The following is a 21,426-nucleotide window of genomic DNA, read 5'->3' on the forward strand; positions in this document are numbered from 1 at the left end:
CCATCCGCACAGATGTCGTTGATGATTACTTTGAAGATTACACGCGTCCCACCCATTCACCCAAACACACGCCCTGCCCTTCTCGGCAATATCGCCAGCAGCGACAGGCCGCGGATGCCGAGAAACACATTCAGCGCGAACCACAGGCCGTGATTGCCCCACACCGGCAGCACCAGCAGCAATAGCCCGATAAATATGGCGAGGGACAGCAACATCATGTTGCGCATGTCGACCGACCATGTCGCGCCGATAAAGACGCCGTCCATCTGGAAGGCGAGTACGCCGACGACGGCCGTGATCGCCGCCCAGGCGAGATAGGTGCGCGCGACGGCGCGTACGTCTTCTGCGGTCGTCAGGATATCGATGACAGCCGGGCCAAAGATCAGCACCATGACCGTGGTGAAGCCGGCCAGCGCAAAGCCCCACAAGCAGGTCAGTTTCACCGCCCGCCAAAAGGCCGGCGGATGCCGCGCGCCGACCGAGCGGCCGACAATCTGCTCGGCTGCGGTCGCGAAGCCGTCGAGGTAGTAGCCGGCGATCATGAAGAAGTTCATCAGGATCGCATTGGCGGCGAGCGTCACCGCGCCAAACTGCGCGCCGGCGCGGGTGAACAGCGCGAAACCGGCCAGCAGCGCGAACGAGCGGATCATGATGTCGCGGTTGACCGAGATCAGCCGCAGGAACGCGGTACGTTCCAGGATCACTGCCCAAGACGGCGCGAGGCGCTTGTCGAAGCCGCGCAGGATCCACCAGAAGCCGAGTACCGCTGCAATCGCCTCGCCCAGCACCGTGCCGAGCGCCACGCCCTCGATCGCCCAGCCGAGCACCAGCCCGAACCAGATCGACCCGGCGATATTGATGCCGTTCAGAAGCGTCTGCAGCAACAGACCGGCCATCGCCCGCCCCTGTCCCAAGAGCAGGCCCAGCAGCGCATAGTTGATGAGGCTGAACGGCGCGCCCAGCATTCGGATGGTGACATAGGTGCTTGTCGCCTCGGCGACCGCGTCGCCGGGGTCCATCACGAAGATCGCCGCCTCGCGGATAATCGGCGAGACGATCAGGATCGCCACGCCGAGCACGGCAGCCAGCAGCACCGCGCGCCAGAATACCGCCTGCTGGGCGGTCTCGTCACCGCGACCGACTGCCTGGGCGACGAAGGCGGTCGTGCCGGCGCGCAGGAAGTTGAAAGTCGTAAAGACGATATCGAAGATGATGGCACCGACCGCCAGCCCGCCGATCAGCACCGCGTCGCCGAACTGGCCGATCACGCCGGTATCGACGAGGCCGAGGATCGGCGTCGTCAGATAGGCGAGCGTCATCGGCGCCGCGATGGCGAAGACCATGCGGTTGGTGACCTCGAACGGCCGCCTTTCATCCTGCGCGGAGTGATCCATCGCCTGCCATGCCTGAAGTGCCTCGCGTCACGAATTCACGGCCCGGACACGCACGCTTGGTTGCTTTCTCGATCAAATGCAATAGCTGATCGTCGATGCTGCTGCCGATTGTCCAACCCCGGTCCCGCGTCGCGAATTTGCGGCCGGCCGCATCCGCGGATTGGAAAAGGCCGTTACCGGAACAAGCCGGAACGCTTCGAAAGCACGGTTCCTCAGCTCAGCGGGTACCGGCCATCGCCTCAAGCTTCCATGTGGGTCCACAGTTTGGTGCAAACAGGTGGAATTCTCGCCTCAATTGCTTCCATTGCATCCAAAATCAAATCCTCTCGCCAGCGGCGCCCTGCAATCTGAACACCAATTGGCTGAGGCCCTTGCGGCAGATCGGCGATGTGTGTGGGAATGTTGCCGGCCGGAAGGCCCACGAAATTCATGGCAAATGACCAGTAAGAATGGCCAAGCGCGTCACGCACTCCTTCTGCGCCCTGCAAATCATGACCGGCGGAAAAAAACGGTTGCAGCAGAAACGGTGTGAGAACGAGCGGATAGTCTTCCAAAAAAAGTGACCATTCGCGGGCATAATATGTGCGTTTCGCAAGCATCTTCACCTGTTCGGCACCATGGAAAAGTGGGAACTGCCGGTGATACTCGTCGAAAATCGAGTTAATATCGCCAGATCCATGTTGTCGCAGATCAGGGCCCATTAGGGTGTGAACCTCGCTCAGCAAAGTACGGTATCCGACATCTCCGGTCTCTTGCGCCAGAGGAGGTTCGACTTCTTCTACGGCATAGCCAGCATCCGATAAGGCTGCGGCGGCGGCCTCCAATGCTGTGGTGACATCTGGGTGCATTCCAAAGCCAAAGTCGCTCTTGGTGAAGGCGACGCGAATGGGCCCCGCAATGTCCGCGCCACGCCAAGGCAACGGCACATGAAACGGATCATGTGGATCGCCGGCGATCAGTGCGGGCATGGACGTCTGCAAATCTGCAGCACTTCGCGCAATGAGCCCCTGAACGGACATGGATTGTGCCAACATGCCGCGTTCGGCCTTTTGACTTGGGTTCCAGGCAGGCACCCGTCCCAGCCCCGGTTTGACGGTGACTGCGCCATTGGCCGAAGCTGGGAAGCGAAGCGAACCGCCAATATCGTTTCCGTGGGCCAGGGTTCCAATTCCAGCCATCACTGCCGACCCGGCCCCACCGGAAGACCCCCCGGCCGAGATGTGTTTACCCCATGGATTGTATGTCCGGCCGTGCAGGGCGTTTTCCGTGTCCGCCCGAAAGGAAAATTCTGACGTATTCGTCCGGCCTATTATGATTGCCCCTGCCTTTTTGAGGTTTTTCACCACGGGTGCATCGTCAGGCGCGATGTTTTGGGCAAAGGCGGCGACCCCGTTTGTGGTGGCCAGCCCCTTTTGGTCGACATTGACCTTTATGGTGACGGGGACACCGTGGAGCGGTCCTCTTGGCCCATCGGCGGCATCCAATGCGGCGGCCTCGGACAGCGCTTGGTCCGCCAGGTTTTCAACGACGGCGTTCAAACCAGGATTGACATCCTGCATACGCGAAAGTGCCGCTTCAGTTACCTGAACTGCAGTGACTTTGCCCATGCCGATACCGTGAGTGATGTCGCGAGCGCTCCACTGCCATAGCGGTTTTTCCAATGCCATCTTGATAGCCCCCTCTTTGCAACATCGGTCGGCAGCGTGCATACAAACCCCGCCAAATGCCATTTAATGAATCAAGTATGTTCTTCAAAACAGTGTGTTATGCGGCTTTTGGCCATTCGGGTATCGTTTTATCATTCCGTTTGGTTCTCAAAGACCGGTCGCAGTCATATACTCCATCTTGAGACATGACACGCCTCATGTGACGGACAAGCCGGGACCGGACGGCAATCCGTGGCAGAGCGCACCGTGGACGAGCAGGCTTGGTTGCTTTCTCGATCAAATGCAATAGCTGATCGGCGATGCTGCTGCCGATTGTCCACACTCCGTCCTACGACGCGAAGTTCGCGCCCGGCCACCGTTTCCCGATGAGCAAGTACCGGGCGCTCGCCGACGCCATCATGCGCGAGGGCCTCGCCGAGCCGGGCGATTTTCACGTGCCGCCGCCGGCGCCCGACAACTGGGTCAAGCTTGCGCACGATGCCGCCTATGTCGACAAGGTGTTTGCCTGCACGGTCCCGGAGAAGGTCGAGAAGGTGATCGGTTTTCCGATCGACGAACGCACGGCGCTGCGGGCACGTTGCGCGGTGGCGGGGACGATCATGGCCGCAAGGCTGGCACTCGAACATGGCGTGGCCTGCAACACTGCTGGTGGCAGCCATCATGCCGGGCGCGCGCATGGAGCGGGTTTTTGCACTTTTAACGATGTCGCCGTCGCCGCGCGGCTGATGATTGCGGACGGCGAGATCGCCAATGCGCTGGTGCTCGATCTCGATGTCCATCAAGGCGACGGCACCGCGGCGATCTTCGCCGGCGACGACAGCGTTTTTACCGCCTCGATCCATGCGGAGAAGAACTACCCGGCGCGCAAGGCCGCGTCAGACTATGATCTCGGCTTGCCCGACGGAATGGGTGATACCGCCTATCTGAAAACACTGGCGCTGGTGCTGGAAGAACTGCGCGACCGCATCGAGCCTGCGCTGGTGTTCTACAATGCCGGCGTCGACGTGCATGGCGAGGACAAGCTGGGGCGGCTCGCCCTGACCGACCACGGCATCGAGCAGCGCGAACGCATGGTGCTGTCACATTTCAGGAGCCGGGAAATACCTGTCTGTGGAGTGATCGGCGGCGGCTATTCCAACGACATCGAGGCGCTGGCGCAGCGCCACGTCATCCTGCATCGCGTCGCAAACGACTTCATTTTCTGACCAATACTGTCAGTATGCAGCCAGTTCAGCTTGAATTGTCGGCGTTGCGCCGCCATTTCTGGTGATCGCCGCGGCCTGCGCGACGGCAAAAAGAGAGTGATGACATCCGGGGGCGATACGAAACTCTATGCAACCGAGCTTTATCTCATTTGTCTGGAAGTTCAGCGCGCGGCAGCAGATCTACATCCTGTTTCTGACCGTGCTGTCGTTCCCGCTGCTCTACATGACGCTGGAGCTGCCGAAGCGGATCATCAACGACGCCGTGCAGGCGACCGACTTTCCGACGACATTGCTTGGCGTTTCGTTCGAGCAGATCCCCTATCTGCTTCTGTTATCGTTTTCCTACCTCGCGCTGGTGCTGATTTCGGGCGTCTTGAAGATGCACACCAACACGATCAAGGGGATTACCGGCGAACGGCTGCTGCGGCGGCTACGCTACCAGTTGATCGAGCGGATCACGCGTTTCCCGCTGCCCTATTTCCGGCGGACCTCGCAGGGTGCCCTGATTTCGATGGTCATTTCGGAAGTCGAAGCCATCGGCGGCATGCTTGGCGAAGCGATCGCGCGGCCGACATTTGCCGCCGGCCAGATGATCACTATCCTGGCGTTCTTCTTCATCCAGAATTTCTGGCTCGGGCTCGCCGCTGTCGCGATGATTCCCATACAGGCCTATATCGTTCCGCGCCTGCAACGGAAGATCAACCAGCTCAACAAGAAGCGCATCTTCGAGGTGCGCCAGCTTTCAGACCAGATCGGCGAGACCGTCAGCGGCGCCGAAGACCTGCGCGTCAATGGCGGCGTGATGTTCGCGCTTGCCCAGTTCTCCAAGCGATTCGGACGGATTTTCGAGATTCGGCTGGAGATCTATCAGCGCAAGTTCTTCATGAAGTTCCTGAACAACACGCTGAACCAGATCACGCCGTTCCTGCTGCTGCTGATCGGCGGCTATCTGGTGATCAATGGCCAGTTGACCATCGGCGCCCTGACAGCCGCACTTGCTTCCTACAAGGACCTGCTCGGCCCGTGGCGCGACCTGTTGTCCTACTACAGCCAGATCCAGGACGCCTCATTGCGCTACCGTACGATCACCGAGCAATTCCGGCCGGCCGGCATGATCGACGAGGCGCTGTTCTTCGGCCGCCCGGACGAGATTCCGCGCCTGTCCGGCCCGCTGAAATTCGACAAGGTGACGATCAACGATTCTTACGGCAACCCGGTCATATCCGATATCGACCTCGAGATCGGCGCCGGTGAAATGGTCGCGGTACATTCGCAAAACGCGTCGGCGCGCAATGCGCTTTCGCAACTGATCTCGCGCGAGGTCACGCCGTCCGCCGGGCAACTGACGATTGCCGATCATCGCCTCGACGAACTGCACCAGGCAGTAATCGCGTCGCGCATCGGTGTTGTCGGGCCGAAGACCAACCTGTTTCATGGCGGCATTGAACACAACGCCCTGATGGCGCTTTGGCAGACGCCGCAGGACGATGGACGCGAGTCCGATATGAAGGCGATCTCGGAAGCGCGGTTTACCGGCAACAGCATCCAGTCCGCCGATGTGTCGTGGGTGGACCCGTCGATCGCCGGCTTCACCACGGAGGAGGAACTTCGCCAGTGGTGGGCAGAGATTATCCGCAGGTCGGGTGCCGAGCGGTTCCTGCTGATGCGTTCGCTGACCAACCGCATGGACACCGCCAAACGCGTCGGTCTCGGCGAGAAGCTCGTCGCGCTGCGTCCGGCAATCCGCAAAGGACTCGAAGCCGCCGATCTTTGCAAGCACATCCATCTGTTCGACCATGACGCCTTCAACCCCGCGCTGACGGCAATCGAAAATGTGCTGTTTGCGGTGCGTGCGCCCGACAATGAGGAAAACCGCGCGATGCTCGACGAGGCGAGCTGGCGGTTCATGTGCGAGATCGGCGCCGAAGAGCCGCACACCGTCATGGCGCAGGACATCCTGGAAACGCTGGTGCAAACCTTCTCGGCGGCCGGCACCGACCACCCGATGTTCAAACGCCTCGCGCATGTGTCGCCCGAGATGTTCGAACAGCTCAAGACGATCCACCAGAAGCAGGAACGCGGCGAGACGCTCGATGCCGACGAACGCATGCTCCTCCTCGGCCTGCCGTTCCACATCACCGCCGAACAACTCGGTTCGGTATTCCCCGACGAATTGCGCGAGGAACTGCTCGGCGGACGCCTCGAATTCGCCGAGGAACTGCAAGCCTCGGTCGGCGACGCCTACGAGGTTCTCCATTGGGATCGATATGTCGGCAATCTGACGATGCTGGAAAACCTGGTGTTCGGCAAGATCGCCCAGGTCAACCCGCAGATTACCGAGGCGATTTACCGCGTCGTGCTGGACGAACTGGCCAAGGCCGGACTGGAGGCCGATGTCCTGCTCCTGATCGGCGATGTGGAGACCGGATTTGCCGGCTCCGAAATCGCGACCGTCGGCTATGACCGCATCGCCTTCGTTCGCGCCACGGTCAAGAAACCGGATGTGCTGGTGCTCGAACGACCGTTCTCGAACGCGACCCCTGGAATTCGCGAATCGTTTCACCGCAGCTTGCGCGACCTTTTGCCCGACACGACCATCCTTTATCTCGACAACGAGAAACCCGACACGCTGGAGTTCGACCGTGTGCTGGAGATCCGCGACGGGCGGATTGTCGAATTGGGGGCGGACGGCGCGGAACCCGCCAAGATTGCACCGAAGACCGTCAAGCGCGGGCCGGCGGCCAGCGACCTGAACAAGAAGCTGCGCTTGCTTGCGCAAGTCGACGCGCTCGAGAAGCTGGAACGCTCGCAGCTACGGCTGCTCGCCTATGCGGCGCGCTGGGTCAAATATGAAGCCGGCGATTACATCTTCCGCCGCGACGACGCGCCGGACGGCGCCTATGTCATGGTCGACGGCGAGGCACAGTTGTTGTGGCCTATGGAAGGCGAGGAACCCTATCTGATCTCGACTGTCCAGGCCGGACGGATGATCGGCGACATGGCGGTCTACATGAACCAGCCGCGCGCGCTCGACATGCGAGCAACCAAGGACATGACGGCACTGGTGATCGGCAATCAGGCACTAACCGATGTCATCAACCACGACGTCACCGTCGCCGCGAGCCTGCTCAAGACGGTGTCCGGCCATCTTTCGAATTCGGCCAACGTCATTGCCGCGTTGACGCGCCAGATCGTCGATCTCGGCGGCAAGCCCCAAGATTTCGACCGCGGCTAACGACAGGACATTGCGTTCAATTGGCGAGGACCATCACCCAATAGGGCCGCCCGCCAGCGCGTTCGGCGCGGGCAACGCCGACCCGCGCATAATCGCCCAGCATGTTGCGGCGATGACCGGCCGACTGCGACCAGGCGACGACCGCGGCGTCGGCATCCGTCTGGCCCATGGCGACATTCTCTGCCGCCGGGAACACCGCGCCGGCGCGGCGCATGCGGCCGCGAAATCCGGCATGTGACAGACGTCCGCGCCGGGCCATGAACTCGGCATGCTGGCGGGCGGCGATCGACAGCCCATCGTCGGCGGCAAGCGGCGACAGTCCGTTTTCGGCGCGAAAAGCATTGACCGGACCGATTGCGGCCCCGGTCGCGATCGCGCCCGTCACCGGCCCCTCGAACACCGCAATCGGCGTCGTACAGGCGGCCACGCCGGAGGCAAGACAGGCGACTGCGGCACCGAGGACGAAACGGCGGCGCGAGATCATGCGCCGCGCCGGTAGTTGAGCAGCCGCAGCACGACGAAGACCGGAATGACGACCATCGCGCCGAGCGCCAGCCAGTCGCCGAAGCGGCCGAGCGCGGCCCAGCCGCGATGCCATAGGTTCAGCGCGAAGTCGCGGAAGGCGTAGACGATATCCATCGGGAAAATGTCGAACACGTTCATGACCATGCCGACGAGAACCGAGATCACCACCAGCTTGATGATCGTGCGCGCGACCGTGTCGCCGAGAAAGGAATTGACGCTCATGATTCGCGCTCCCGCGTGGGTATCGACCTAGGAGCTAGGAAGAAATCGTCGCAGGCGCAAGGGTGGGGGTGTGCAGCACAGCCGATAGAGCTTCCAATCGGCTGACCAAAGATCCCATCCGCCTACCTCTCCGTATTCCACCTTGGATTATCGCAACACGGCGCTAGTCTATGCGTGAGGCCGGAACCGGCTGCAAACTGACGAACCCGACGATGCCCAGCACGCGCGATCCCGCGACAGGATACCGAGACATGCCCGATACCGTCCTCGTTCTCGGATCCGCGCCCAATGCCGTCACCTGCCGCGACTGGCCGAAGGAACCATTCGATGCCATCGTTGCGGTCAACAATGCCTGGCGGGTCCGGCCGGACTGGGATTTCCTGCTCTACCCGGAAGATTTCCCGCAGGACCGGCGGCCCGAAAACCCTGCCGCGAACCAGACGCTCGTCACCGCCAACGCCTATGTGCCCGAGGTCAACCGTTTCGGCGGTTTCGTATATGCCGGCGGCACCATGGCCTTTACGGCCGGATACTGGGCGCTGGCGGCGCTTCAACCATCGGTGCTGGCGTTTCTGGGGTGTGACATGGTCTATCCGGCAAACGGCAACACCCATTTCTACGGCACCGGGCAGCCCGACCCGTTGCGAGGCGACATCAGCCTGCGGAGCCTCGAAGCCAAATCCGCCCGCCTCCATCTTCACGCCGCCGCGCAAGGATGCCAATGCGTCAACCTGTCGGAGGACCCGAGCCGGCTGTTGTTTCCGCGCGCCGGCCATGCGGATCTCCGCGAACTGGCGGACAGGCCGCCGCCGCTTGATCGCGCCCAGTTCGAGACGGCACGGGCCGAAGAACACCGGCTCGGCTATTTCGTCGAATCCGGCCGATACTGGGAACAAGAGGACCGTTTCGATCCCGGCGAGATCGACCGGATCGACCAGCTATGGCTGAACGCGTTTCACAGGACGGCACGGGCAGCGGCAGCTTAGAGCGTGCCAGGGCTTAGATTCACCGGAATACCACCCTACCCCAGCATCGCCTCCAGTGTCTCCAGCCGGTCGGCCTCGTGCGGCGGCTTGTCCCATCTGAGCCTTGAGATGCGCGGGAAGCGCATGGCGACGCCCGACTTGTGGCGTGTCGAGCGGTTCAACCCCTCAAAGGCGACCTCCAGCACCAGCCCGTGGTCGGGTTCGGCGCGCACCGATCGCACCGGACCGAAGCGCTCGACCGTGTTGTCGCGCACATATTTGTCGATCTGCTTGAGTTCCTCATCGGTGAAGCCGAAATAGGCCTTGCCGACCGGCACAAGCGCGGCATCGTCGGCCGGTCCCGCCCACACACCGAATGTGTAATCGGAATAAAAGCTCGACCGCTTGCCGTGGCCGCGCTGGGCATACATCAGCACAGCGTCGATCAGGAACGGATCGCGCTTCCACTTGAACCACGGCCCCTTTGGGCGGCCCGGCACATAGGCGGCGTCGCGACGCTTCAGCATCAGCCCCTCGATCACCGGGTCGGGCGGCGCGTTGCGCTTCTCGGCGATCTCCTCCCAGTTGGCAAACGGCACCAGCGGCGAGATATCGAAACGGTCGGGGGCGAGCGTCGCAACGAACTTCTCCAGCCGCGCGCGGCGTTCCTCGAAGGGTAGCGGGCGCAAATCCTCCGCGCCATCCTGCAACAGGTCATAGGCGCGCAGCACCGCGGGGTATTGCGCCTTCAGCTTGGCCGGCACGGTCTTGCGGTTGAGGCGCTGCTGCAGGTCGGAGAAAGTGCGGGTGACAATGCCACCATCGCCGGCATGGCCGACCAGCAACTCGCCGTCGAGCGCGCCGTTAAATTCCATCGCCTCCAGCAGGTCCGGAAAAGCCGCCGAGATGTCGTCGCCGGTGCGCGAATAGATGCGGTGCGTGCCGCCTTCGGCCGTCACCTGCACCCGGATGCCGTCCCATTTCCACTCGGCCAGGTAGTCGGCAGGCTTGTAGCGGGCGAGCTCGTGGAGATCGGTTGGATTGGCGAGCATCACCGGCCTGAACGGCGCTGCGGCAAGGTTCTCCGGCTTGGCCGCCTTGCCGTCGAGCCAGGCAAACAGCGGCAGATAGGGCGGCGACAGCCCGTGCCAGATTTCCTCGATCTCGGTCACGTCCTTGCCGCCATAGTCGGCGAGCGCCTGTTTCATCAGCCGCGAGGAAACGCCGATGCGCATGCCGCCGGTGATCAATTTCAACAGCGCATAGCGGCCCGACGCATCCAGTTCGTCGAGCCAGCGCTCGACCAGTTTCGGCCCGTCGGAGCGTGAAGCCGACTGCAGCGCTTCGACAATTGCCGCGAGCCGCAGGCCGTCCTGCGCGCCTTCCGGTTCCGGTGTGGGCCAGATCAGCGACACCGTCTCGGCCAGATCGCCGACGAAATCATAGGACCAGCCGAACAGCACTTCGTCGACCCGCTCGGCAACCAGCGCCCGGATCATCGCGGGCTTGACCGACATGATGTCGAGGTCGCGGGTGATCGCGGCGATTGCATAGCCGCGATCCGGGTCAGGCGTTACGGCGACATAGTCGGCGATCAGCTTCAGCTTGGCGTTGCGCGACGGCGTCAGGACGAGACGATCAAGAAGTTCGGCGAAGTGTTTCATTCAGATAGACATCCGCGCGCCGTTCGACTTACATGCTGCCGGGGCTTTCAAAAGGGTCAAAGCACATGCGCCGCTCGATAATCTTCCTGACAACTCTTTCATTGGCAGTTTACACCTCGTCGGCGTCTGCCGCCGACTTCGGCTTCAGTTTTGACTGGGGAAACATCAAAAAGTGCACGAGCGGACGGCCAAACCGTGTGCCGAACCCGGTCTTTCGGCTGAAGGGCGTGCCGCAGGGCACCGCTTCGATCCGCTTCAAGATGAAGGATCTGAACGTTCCGTCGTACAATCACGGCGGCGGCAAGGCCAAGTTCAAGGGCGCGTCGACGATCAAACCCGGCGCTTTCAAGTACAAAAGCCCCTGCCCGCCCAGCGGCCGGCATACGTATCAGTGGACCGCGACGGCGCTTGACGGCAAGGGCAAGAAGCTCGCGGTCGCCACCGCGAGCAAGAAGTATCCCTGACGAACGTAAACGAGATCCGCGCATGCTACTCCGCCTCGTCCTCGTAGCCGACGATGTTGAGCGGCTTGGCGCGGATCTGGTTCAACTCGCACCAGCGCACCAGCGCCTCCTCGCGGCCATGGGTGACCCAGACCTCCTCAGGCGAGACCTCACGGATCGTTTCCGTCAGTTCGTCCCAGTCGCAGTGATCCGACAGGATCAGCGGCAGCTCGACACCCATCTGGCGGGCACGCTGACGCACCCGCATCCAGCCGGAAGCGAAACATGACACCGGCTCGGGAAACCGCCGCGCCCATTTGTCCACAAAGGCCGAGGGCGGGCCGACCACGATGGCGCCCGCGAACTGGTCCTTGGCCTGTTTGTCGACGGTCGCCGGCGCCAGCGGGCCGAGATCGATGCCCCGGCTGGCGTAGTAGTGGCAGAGCTTCTGCATCGCGCCGTGGATGTAGATTGTCTCCGCGTAGCCGGCTTCGCGCAACAGCGCGATGACCCGCTGCGCCTTGCCGAGCGCATAGGCGCCGACGAGATGCGCGCTTGCCGGAAACTGCGCCACGCTTCTGAGCAGCTTTGCGATCTCGGCGCGGTCGTCGGGATGGCGGAAGACCGGCAGACCGAAGGTCGCCTCGGTGATGAAGACATCGCAGGCGACCGGTTCGAAGGTCGCGCAGGTCGGGTCGCGGCGGCGCTTGTAATCGCCCGAGGCGACGATGCGCGTGCCGTCCTTTTCCACCGCGATCTGGGCGGCGCCCAGCACATGGCCGGCGGGATGCCAGCTCACCGTGACGCCGTTGACCGTGACGACCTCGCCATAGGCAGCTTCCTGCGTCGCACCGGCGAAATCCGCGCCATAGCGGATGCCCATGATGTCCAGCGTCTCGCGCGTCGCCATCACATGGGCATGGCCGGCGCGCGCATGGTCGGCATGGCCATGGGTGACGAGCGCGCGCTCCACCGGCCGCACCGGATCGATGTAGAAATCGCCGGGCGGGCAATAAAGCCCTTTCGGGGTCGGGCGCAGCAGGTCTTCAAAACGCATGCGGCAAAGATAACCACGAATTGGCGGGCGGAAAGGGCAAGCTGGAAGAAAACGTGAACATTTTAACTTGGCGATGCGGCGCGGCGGTCCTAGTTTGTGAGCCGTGAGCATCGCCGAGCCCCTTGTGCAGCCGTCGACCGGCGCAATCGACCTGCCCGCGCCCTTCCTGGAGTGGTTCCGCTCCAAGGGCTGGCAGCCGCGCGCCCACCAGCTCGAATTGCTGGCCTTGGCGGAAGCGGGTAAATCGGCGCTGCTGATCGCACCGACCGGCGCCGGCAAGACGCTGGCCGGCTTCCTGCCGGCACTGACCGATCTGGCACGGCGTGGCAAACCGAAGCCCGGCACCCGCAAGCCCGGCGTGCACACGCTCTATATCTCGCCCCTGAAGGCACTCGCCGTCGACATCCACCGCAACCTGTCGACACCGGTCGGCGAGATGGGCCTGCCAGTGACGATCGAGACGCGCACCGGCGACACGCCACAGTCAAAACGCCAGCGTCAGAAGCTGAACCCGCCAGATATCCTCCTGACCACGCCAGAGCAGCTCGCCCTGCTGCTGTCGCACAAGGACGCGGAGGTCTTCTTTTCGGATCTGCGACATGTGGTGCTCGACGAGTTGCATTCGCTGGTCACCTCCAAACGCGGCCACATGCTGGCGCTCGGGCTGGCGCGGTTGCACCGACTTTGCCCCGGCCTGAAGGCGATCGGCCTGTCGGCGACGGTTGCCGATCCCGACATGCTGCGCGGCTGGCTGGTGCCGCAAAGCGGTGGCGATGAAATGGCCGACATCGTCACCGTGGCGGGCGGCGCGAAACCGGATATCGCGATCCTCAAGTCAGAGGAGCGGGTGCCGTGGAGCGGCCACTCGGCGCGCTACTCCATGCCTGAGGTCTATGAGGCGATCCGCCGGCACAAGACGACGCTGCTGTTCGTAAACACACGCTCGCAATCCGAACTGCTGTTCCAGGAACTCTGGAAGATCAACGAGGACAATCTGCCGATAGCGCTACATCACGGCTCGCTCGATGTCAGCCAGCGGCGCAAGGTCGAACAGGCGATGCAGACCAACAGTTTGCGCGCCATCGTCGCCACCTCGACGCTCGATCTCGGCATCGACTGGGGCGATGTCGATCTGGTTGTGCATGTCGGCTCGCCCAAGGGCGCGTCGCGGCTGGCGCAGCGCATCGGCCGGGCCAATCACCGCATGAACGAGGCATCGAAGGCGATCCTCGTGCCGGCCAACCGGTTCGAGGTGATGGAATGCCAGGCGGCGCTCGATGCAAACTATCTCGGCGCGCAGGACACGCCGCCTTTGGCCGAAGGCGCGCTCGACGTGTTGTGCCAGCACATCTTGTGCATCGCCTGCGCCGCGCCATTTTACGCCGACGAACTCTATGCGGAGATCGTCACGGCAGCGCCCTATCGCGACCTGTCGCGCGCAATGTTCGACCGGGCCGTGCAATTCGTCGCCCATGGCGGCTACGCGCTGCAATCCTATGAGCGTTATGCGCGCATTCGCGAGACGAAGGACGGCACCTGGCGCATTACGCACCCGTCGGTCGCCCAGCAATACCGGCTGAACGCCGGCACAATCGTCGAAGCGCCGATGCTCAACATCCGGCTGACGCGGCAGCGCAAGGGCGGGCCGCTGCGTGGTGGGCCGGTGCTCGGCAAGATCGAGGAGGGGTTTGTGGAATCGCTGGCGCCGGGCGACACCTTCCTGTTCGCCGGCAAGGTGCTGCGTTTCGAAGGCATCAGCGAGAACAACTGCGTTGTCAGCAAAGCCAGCGACCTGCACCCGAAAATCCCGGCCTATGCCGGCGGCAAGTTCCCGACGACCACCTATCTGTCGGCGCAGGTGCGCAAGATGCTGGCCAATCCGAATGTCTGGGGCCGGCTGCCGGAACAGGTGTCGGAATGGCTCGCCATCCAGAAGGAACGATCGGTCATTCCGGGTCCGGACGATCTGCTGGTCGAGACGTTCCCGCGCCGGGGGCGGTATTTCATGGTCGCCTTTCCGTTCGAGGGCCGGCTTGCCCACCAGACGCTGTGCATGCTGCTGACCCGCCGGCTCGAACGCGCCAAGGCGCGGCCGCTCGGTTTCGTCGCCTCCGACTATGCCGTCGCCATCTGGGGCCTGCGCGACATGGGCGCCATGCTGCACCGAGGCGAACTAACGCTTTCAGGCCTGTTCAACGAAGACATGCTGGGCGATGACCTCGAGGCGTGGCTCGACGAATCCTATCTGTTGAAACGCACTTTCCGCTATTGTGCCACGATTGCCGGGCTGATCGAGAAGCGGCATCCCGGCAAGGAGAAGTCGGGCCGACAGATGACGGTTTCCGCCGACCTGATCTACGACGTGCTGCGCAGCCACGAGCCTGACCACATCCTCTTGCAGGCGACTCGCGCCGACGCGCGTACCGGGCTACTCGATGTTGGCCGGCTCGGCGATATGCTCTCGCGCATTCGCGGCCGAATCGTGCATAAGGACCTGGAGCGGATTTCGCCGTTGGCGGTGCCGCTCATGCTGGAAATCGGCAAGGAACCGGTGCACGGCGACACCAGCGACGCGCTGATGGCGGAAGCCGCCGACGACCTGATCCGCGAGGCACTTGGGACAAATCTGTAGAATGCGAGCAGCCCCGAAAACCGCAGACCAGCTTGCCGCCGGAGAGGCGTTTACCGCCTTCGTCGCCGAGCGCGAAGTGCTGCTCGATCCGGCCGGTGCGGCTTTTTTCGAAGACCAGCGCATGCTCGTCGTGTCCGACCTGCATCTGGAAAAGGCGTCATCCTTTGCGCGCGGCCGGGTCTACCTGCCGCCCTACGACACGGTGGCGACCCTGGCGCAGTTGAGCGCCATGGTGACGAAATACGATCCGCGCATCGTCGTCAGTCTCGGTGACAGCTTCCATGACGATCAGGCCAGCGAGCGCCTGCTGCCAGGCGCGCTGGAAGCCATCGAGGCGATCGCGCACGGCCGCGACATGATCTGGGTGACCGGCAACCACGACCCGTCACCGCCGGTGTCGGTTCCCGGACAATCGGTCGCGGAGTTCGCGGCCGGGCCGGTCACCTTCCGCCACATGCCGGACCCGGCCGAGTTCGGCTATGAGGTCAGCGGCCACCTGCATCCAAGCGCGCGCATCGTGCGCCACGGCCGCTCGGTCAGGCGCGCCTGTTTTGCCAGCGACGGAATTCGGCTGATCATGCCGGCTTTCGGCGTCTTTACCGGCGGGCTCAATGTGCGCGACACGGCTTATGCAGGCCTGTTCGAGGCGTCGCAGTTCCGCGCCTACATGCTGGGCACAGAACGCGTCTATGCGATCGGCGCGCGCGATCTGTATCCAGACTGATCGAAGAGCGACGCCGCGCCCTCAGTCGCGGCGGAACATCACACGGCCGAGCCAGCCGACCAGCAATGCCAGCGCGACCGAACCCATGCCGTAGAACAGCGACTGGTTCTGTGCGGCCTGAAACAACTGATACTCGATACCTGCCTTGCGAATATCCAGCGTCGACTGGGTCTGTGCCACGAGTTGCCCTTGCCGGAACAGATAGGCGCGCGCGACGTGACGGCCGAGCGGCACATTGGCGGGGATCGCTAGCGTGGCGCGGAACAGCGATTGCGAAATGAAGCGCACGCCCGACGGCGATTCCTGGTAGAGATCGCCTTCCTCCTTGAGGCGACGCAGCGCATCTGCGAACTCGGCGATCTCCTCTTCATTGCGGGTCTCGCGCTTGCGCGTGCCCAGCCGGATATGCGGGATGCCGAGCGAAAGACGCGACAGGGTCGCAAGGTCGGTCGAGTCTTGCGACGGGCGCGTCGAGGCGATCAGGTAGGATTCCGGCACGTTGCGGAACTCCTGCGAATCGACATTCATCCAGATGCCGAGCACGCGTCCCTTGCGGCGGGAAACGAGGCGCGCGTGCGGTCCCTCCAGGATAACAAATACATCGTAGCGGCCCTGCCGCTTGATCAGCGGATCGGCATTGTCGACCGCGCCGAAGATCGTCAGGTCGACGCCGGCGAAATCCGAGGTGATGGCGATGTTGTCGGTCGACAGACCGATCTCGATGCGTTCGGGAATGCGCGATCCGGCGGTCTGCTCATCGGCCGCTTCCTCCTCCTGCGCATGCGACAGGCCGGTCGGCAGGATCGCGCACAGAACAGCCAGGATCGCCGCGAGCCGCCTCATAGCGCCAGATCCCGCGTGATCGAGTAGAGTTCGTCGGGCACGATGAACAGCGTATAGGCCAGCCGCAGCGCGACCAGCAGCACGAGAGCGGCCAAAAGGGCGCGCAACTGTTCGCCGCGCAGGCGCTGACCCGCCTTGGCGCCATACTGCGCGCCGATCACGCTGCCGACCATCAGCAGCAGCGCCAAAACGGCGTCGACCGTCTGGTTGGTCGTCGCATGCACGATCGTGGTGTAGGCGGCGACGAAAATGATCTGGAACAGCGACGTGCCGATGACGACATTGGTCGGCACCTTGAGCAGGTAGATCATCGCCGGCACCATGATGAAGCCGCCGCCGACACCCATGATCGAGGCGAGTACGCCGATCGCCGCGCCGAGCAGGATCACCGGAATGACGCTGACATAGAGCTTGGAGGCCTTGAACCGCATCTTGAAGGGTAGCTTGTGGACCCACAGATGCGAGCCGGGACGGCGCAGACTGACCGCCTGGCCAGCGCGCGCACGCGACATGGCGCGCAGGCTCTCGGCCATCATCAGGCCGCCGACCGTGCCCAGAAAGACCACGTAAAGCAGCGATACGAACAGGTCCAGCTGGCCCAGTTCGCGCAGATAGGCGAAGATGAAAACGCCGAGCGTCGATCCGGCGATACCGCCGATCAGCAGCATGATGCCGAGCTTGATATCGACCGTTCCGCGCTTGAAATGCGACAGCACGCCGGAGACCGAGGAGGCGACGACCTGGTTGGCGCCGGTCGCGACCGCAACAGCAGGCGGAATGTTGTAAAAGATCAGGAGCGGCGTGATCAGGAAACCGCCGCCGACACCAAACATTCCGGATAGAAATCCAACTGCCGCCCCCATGCCGAACAACACGAAAATGTTCACCGACATTTCCGCGATCGGCAGGTACAGCGCCACAAATCTCTCCTGTTTTCTAAAGGTTCCCCTTAAATGTTCATGCGCCCGCGAAACGCCGAAGTCAAACGCCAACGCCGAACAAACGCCCATGCCAGATGAAAACGGGCGCCGGCTTGCGCCGCGCCCGCTAAACGCCTCTGGCTCAACCAATAATTAGAGCGTTTCCCGGCCAGAACAAATCGCTCTAGGAGCTTCGGTTGAGCTCCAGAAGGGCATCGACCAGCGCCCGGTCGACCTCGCCCGTCGGCAGCATGTTGTTGGCATTCTGGAAGGCGATGATGGCGGCGCGGGTCTTCTCGCCCATCACGCCATCGGCGGCGCCCGCGTCGTAGCCATTGTTGTTCAGGATCGCCTGGATGTTGCGGATCGCGCGCGCCATGTCGGTCTGGCTGAGCGCCGGCGCGGAAGCGGTCATCGAACGGTCGGTCGTCCAGGCATCGGGAACGTCGAAGCGGTTCACCGACTGGTTGACCGTCTTGGGCTGCCACAACTTGACGGCGCCGCGCGCCATTTCAAGCTGGTCGGGACGCATGAAGCCAGCGACCTCGTCGCGCTTGGTCTCGGCGTCGCGGTCGCCGGCCTTGGCCGCCAGCGCCAGCCATGTGTAGGACTTCACGAGATCCTGCTCGACGCCCTCGCCGCGTGCCGAAAGAATGCCCAGATTGACCTGGCTGTCACGCACGCCAAGCTCGGCGGCTTCGCCGAACCAGCGGGCGGCAGACGCCATGTCGCGCTGGCCGTCGACTTCGGTGGCGAACAACACGGCCAGATTGTGCATGGCCGACGCGTTACCCTGCTCGGCGGCAAGCTGGTACCACGTCTTGGCGGTGTCGAGGTCGCGTTCGACGCCGAAACCCTTCTCGTAGAAGTTGCCGATGCGATACTGCGCCGGGGCAAAGCCGAGTTCGGCCGCCATTTCGTACCAGCGCGCCGCTGACTCGACATCGCTGCCCGGCGTGCCCGGCCCGTCGCCCGTCATGCGATCGCCGACGACGAACAGCGCCTTCGCATCGCCTTCGGCTGCAGCTTCGCGCAGCGCCAGCGGGCCGGCCGCTTCCGGGATGTCGGCCAGGGTCAGTGCTTCGAAACCAGCCTCCTCGGGCGCATCTACAGTCGGTGTCGCAACCGGCGGTTTCGCCGTCATCTCGGCGGCGACAGTGCGCACAGGCGCATCCGCCGGGATTTCGGCAGTCCGTGTCGCAGCGCTTCCGCCGGCGGGCGCCCTCGGCGCCGTACCGTCGATTACCCGTATTTCGGGCATCGGGGCGGCCGGCGTCGCGGTCTGCGGCTGCGTTGCCGCCGGGGCGACGGTCTCGGTTTCGATGAGCTGCGCCTCGTTGACAGGGGCGCTCACCAGAATGCTGCGGACGAGCGGTACCGACATGATCGCCAGCAGGATGGCGCCGGCGGCCAGCAGCAGCGAGCGGCGGCTGGGCTTGAACAGCGTCGCCTTGCCGGGCTTCGCCGATTGCGGCCGATTGTCGAGAACCGACACTTCGCTGGCTGCCGCCCGGGCGGCGCGCCTCGCAGCAGCAATGAAGTCGGACTTGCCCGTATCGTCCTCGGCGACGTGGTGACTGCCCTCGCCGCCTTCTCCGGCCCGCTCGGCGCGAACCCGGCGCATGATCGCGGCCAGATCGGGGCCGCCGCTGCCCGGCTCCAGCGGTTCCTCGTCGGATACCGTTTCCGGTTTGCGCGCTTCGGCCTTGCCGAATATCTCGGGAGCATCCGGTTCATCACCCTGCTGTGTCGATGCGCTGCGCGACAGGCGGCTGCGCAGGCTGCCGAGCAGACCCTTGGCGCGGGCGGGTTGCCCGGACGTACCGGCATCGGCGATCGGCGGCGAGTTTTCGCTGGCGGCGCGCGCCGCCAGAACGGCTGCTTCAGCCGGCGAGACCTGTTTGCGTTGCGGTTCGCGGCGTTCGCTGTCCGTCTCTAGGGCTTCCGGAGCATCGGCGACCATGTCGACCGGCGGCGCGTCGGCGACAAGCGGCTTCTCGGCAGCGGGCGCCTCGGCTTCGTGCATGTCGTCGCCGGCTGCGGGGCTGACGGTCGGTGCGGCCTCGACGGCCATCGCGGGCTTGGCGTCCGCCACCGCCGGTTGCCGCTGCTGCGGTACATCGGCGGCTGGATGTTCGCCGAGGCCGGTCTCGAGATCGGCAATCCGGTCGGCCACGCTGACCAGTGTGTCGTGAATGGCCTCGAAGGTGCGCGCATTGCGGTCGTCGCTGTAGCGGGAGATTTCCTCCAGCCCGCGCATGTCTTCGGTCAGCCGCTGCAGCACGGCGACATCGCCGCCGCCGGAGCCGGCCGGCAGCCGTGCCGCGATTTCTTCTGCGGCCTCGCGCGCCGCCGCGATCATGTCGTCGCGGCCGTTGGCGAGATGCTCGCTGATCTGCATCAGGCGCGGCGCGAGTTCCGCCATCATCGCGTTGTCGGACGTCGGCGCGGTCGCCGACAGTCGCTGCGACAGTTCGGCGATCTGTGCCTCGATCTTCTGCAAGGCCGAGCTTTGAAGCAGGGAGAGGTCTTCCGACGGCGCCCGATCCGGCGCCATACCCTCCGTCGCAGACAGCATCTGGGCGATTTCCTCGATGCGACGCTCCATGTGATCGAAGGTCGGCATCGGCGCGGCTTCGCGCTCATTGTCCTCGATGCGGCGCGCCAGTTCGGCCATGCGCGTGTCGAGAGAGCGGAACATGCGCGTCTCGGCCTCCTGGGCATCGGAGCGCTGCGAATCCAGCCGCGCGGCGATTTCCTCAAACCGTGCATCGAGGTTTTCCAGCACCCGCTCGGACACCGCCGGCGCGGCGCGCGAACTGCTGATGTGGCCGGTCAGTTCCTCCAGGCGCGAGGCAATCGCCTCGTAGATCTGATCGTGCGGCTGCACCGCGGCGGTCGCGGCATGCAGCGCATCGAGGCGTGTGCCGATCTCCGCGAGCTTGCCCTCGACGGTCTCCGATTGCGCACCGCCACTGCGTTCCTCGATCTGGCGGGCCAGCGCCGACAGCCGCGCCTCGATCCGTTCGAACGGCGCCGGGTCGAGTTCGACCGGCGGGGCCGAAACCGAAGCCGATACAATGGCGCGGCTGATTTCGTCGAGCCGTTCCTCGATCGTGTGCAGATGCGTCGGCGACACCGCCGCGTTCTGCGCCGCCAGCACCTCGACCGCCTCTGCCAGCGCACGCACCTGCGTTTCCATGGCGTGCATGGTGTCGGTATCCGGCAGCGCATGCAGCACCAGGCTGATATCGGTAATGCGGTCGGCGATCGCCAGCAGGTCCTCGCGCGAGCCGAGCGCCTGCGGCAGCGAGCCGATCTCGTTTTCGATCACCGACCAACGGTCCGCCATGTCGCGCAACGTATCTTCGCGGGCAAGCGCGGCGACATGTGCCTTCAGTTCCTCGACCTCGGAACGCAGCGATCCCGCCTCACCATTCTCGACGCGCGAGGCGACGACACTAAGCTCGCGGGTCAAACGGTCAAAGCCGTCGGCGACATCGTCGCGCGACAGGCCGGCTTGCTGCGTTTCGAGGCGACGCAGTTCCTGGCGAATGTCGGTGAAGTGTCCGGCGATCGTCGACGAGAGTTCCGCGTTGAGCGTCTCGCGCATCTTGGTCAGTTCGTTGCGCAATACAGCGTCAATCTGGCCATCGCCGCTGCCGCGCAGGCGACCGTCTGCGGCACCTGCGACGCTTTGCCGCCGGTCGAGAAGCGCCTGGCGCGCACGTATCGCCGCGACATCGTCGTCCGGCTCGCTCGGCGGCCTTGCTACAACCGACCGGCGATCCGCCGGCTCGATGCCCATGCGGCGCTCGAGGACGGAAAGCGCATCATCCAGCTTGTCCAGACTACTGCCGGCATTACGCCGCGTGGCGTTGTCGTAACCGGGTTGCGGTGGCCTTCTGTGCATGTTTCGCCCATGTGCTA

Annotated in this window: 15 protein-coding genes; 6 read left to right on the plus strand and 9 right to left on the minus strand. The window is 63.8% G+C overall.

From position 1 onward, the window contains the following. Nucleotides 1–56 precede the first annotated feature (56 nt). Both ACO06R_RS19400 and ACO06R_RS19405 read right to left on the minus strand, forming a co-directional pair. Nucleotides 57–1,394 carry an MATE family efflux transporter gene (locus ACO06R_RS19400; protein ID WP_421854094.1) on the minus strand — a complete coding sequence of 446 codons (1,338 nt, stop codon included), beginning with the start codon at nt 1,392–1,394 and terminating at the stop codon, nt 57–59. A gap of 239 nt (nt 1,395–1,633) precedes the next feature. Next, complete coding sequence (locus ACO06R_RS19405) at nt 1,634–3,061, minus strand: amidase family protein (protein WP_421854097.1); 1,428 nt, start codon at nt 3,059–3,061, stop codon at nt 1,634–1,636. 299 nt (nt 3,062–3,360) lie between these two features. Here ACO06R_RS19405 and ACO06R_RS19410 point away from each other — a divergent pair, with 299 nt between their 5' ends. Together ACO06R_RS19410 and ACO06R_RS19415 are read left to right on the plus strand one after the other, a co-directional pair. Further along, nucleotides 3,361–4,266, plus strand: coding sequence for a histone deacetylase (locus ACO06R_RS19410; RefSeq protein ID WP_421854100.1), 906 nt, complete (start codon nt 3,361–3,363; stop codon nt 4,264–4,266). Nucleotides 4,267–4,393: 127 nt separating this feature from the next. Then, nucleotides 4,394–7,501 carry an ABC transporter transmembrane domain-containing protein gene (locus ACO06R_RS19415; protein ID WP_421854103.1) on the plus strand — a complete coding sequence of 1,036 codons (3,108 nt, stop codon included), beginning with the start codon at nt 4,394–4,396 and terminating at the stop codon, nt 7,499–7,501. A gap of 16 nt (nt 7,502–7,517) precedes the next feature. On the opposite strand, the gene ACO06R_RS19420 is transcribed toward ACO06R_RS19415, so the two are convergent. Further along, the gene (locus ACO06R_RS19420) at nt 7,518–7,985 is read right to left on the minus strand and encodes a CAP domain-containing protein (protein ID WP_421854106.1); all 468 of its coding nucleotides are present in this window, start codon (nt 7,983–7,985) and stop codon (nt 7,518–7,520) included. Beyond that, complete coding sequence (locus tag ACO06R_RS19425) at nt 7,982–8,248, minus strand: DUF6460 domain-containing protein (protein ID WP_421854109.1); 267 nt, start codon at nt 8,246–8,248, stop codon at nt 7,982–7,984. Before ACO06R_RS19425 ends, ACO06R_RS19420 begins: the two co-directional genes overlap by 4 nt. Nucleotides 8,249–8,499: 251 nt before the next feature. On the opposite strand from ACO06R_RS19425, the gene ACO06R_RS19430 reads away from it, so the two are divergent. Then, nucleotides 8,500–9,234 carry a hypothetical protein gene (locus tag ACO06R_RS19430; protein WP_421854112.1) on the plus strand — a complete coding sequence of 245 codons (735 nt, stop codon included), beginning with the start codon at nt 8,500–8,502 and terminating at the stop codon, nt 9,232–9,234. Nucleotides 9,235–9,269: 35 nt separating this feature from the next. On the opposite strand, the gene ACO06R_RS19435 is transcribed toward ACO06R_RS19430, so the two are convergent. Continuing rightward, nucleotides 9,270–10,877, minus strand: a complete 1,608-nt coding sequence (locus ACO06R_RS19435; protein WP_421854115.1) for a cisplatin damage response ATP-dependent DNA ligase — start codon at nt 10,875–10,877, stop codon at nt 9,270–9,272. Between the two features lie 32 nt (nt 10,878–10,909). Here ACO06R_RS19435 and ACO06R_RS19440 point away from each other — a divergent pair, with 32 nt between their 5' ends. Beyond that, nucleotides 10,910–11,341 carry a phospholipid-binding protein gene (locus tag ACO06R_RS19440; RefSeq protein ID WP_421854118.1) on the plus strand — a complete coding sequence of 144 codons (432 nt, stop codon included), beginning with the start codon at nt 10,910–10,912 and terminating at the stop codon, nt 11,339–11,341. A 25-nt stretch (nt 11,342–11,366) separates the two neighbouring features. Here the strand turns inward: ACO06R_RS19440 and ACO06R_RS19445 are convergent, their stop codons facing one another. Beyond that, nucleotides 11,367–12,377 (minus strand): ligase-associated DNA damage response exonuclease, encoded by a 1,011-nt coding sequence (locus ACO06R_RS19445; RefSeq protein WP_421854121.1) that lies wholly within the window; start codon nt 12,375–12,377, stop codon nt 11,367–11,369. Nucleotides 12,378–12,480: 103 nt separating this feature from the next. Here ACO06R_RS19445 and ACO06R_RS19450 point away from each other — a divergent pair, with 103 nt between their 5' ends. Both ACO06R_RS19450 and pdeM read left to right on the plus strand, forming a co-directional pair. Continuing rightward, nucleotides 12,481–15,009 carry a ligase-associated DNA damage response DEXH box helicase gene (locus ACO06R_RS19450; RefSeq protein ID WP_421854124.1) on the plus strand — a complete coding sequence of 843 codons (2,529 nt, stop codon included), beginning with the start codon at nt 12,481–12,483 and terminating at the stop codon, nt 15,007–15,009. 1 nt (nt 15,010) lies between these two features. Continuing rightward, nucleotides 15,011–15,733, plus strand: a complete 723-nt coding sequence (gene pdeM, locus ACO06R_RS19455) for a ligase-associated DNA damage response endonuclease PdeM (protein WP_421854127.1) — start codon at nt 15,011–15,013, stop codon at nt 15,731–15,733. 21 nt (nt 15,734–15,754) lie between these two features. Here the strand turns inward: pdeM and ACO06R_RS19460 are convergent, their stop codons facing one another. From ACO06R_RS19460 to ACO06R_RS19470, 3 genes are all read right to left on the minus strand, one after another. Continuing rightward, the gene (locus ACO06R_RS19460) at nt 15,755–16,576 is read right to left on the minus strand and encodes a TIGR02186 family protein (RefSeq protein WP_421854129.1); all 822 of its coding nucleotides are present in this window, start codon (nt 16,574–16,576) and stop codon (nt 15,755–15,757) included. Next, the gene (locus ACO06R_RS19465; protein WP_421854132.1) at nt 16,573–17,496 is read right to left on the minus strand and encodes a sulfite exporter TauE/SafE family protein; all 924 of its coding nucleotides are present in this window, start codon (nt 17,494–17,496) and stop codon (nt 16,573–16,575) included. The genes ACO06R_RS19460 and ACO06R_RS19465 overlap by 4 nt, the downstream gene beginning before the upstream one ends. A gap of 184 nt (nt 17,497–17,680) precedes the next feature. After that, on the minus strand, nt 17,681–21,409 hold the full coding sequence (locus tag ACO06R_RS19470) for a peptidoglycan-binding protein (protein ID WP_421854135.1): 3,729 nt from the start codon (nt 21,407–21,409) through the stop codon (nt 17,681–17,683). Between the last annotated feature and the right edge of the window lie 17 nt (nt 21,410–21,426).

This window comes from Oricola sp. (assembly GCF_965230365.1).
Classification (GTDB): domain Bacteria; phylum Pseudomonadota; class Alphaproteobacteria; order Rhizobiales; family Rhizobiaceae; genus Oricola.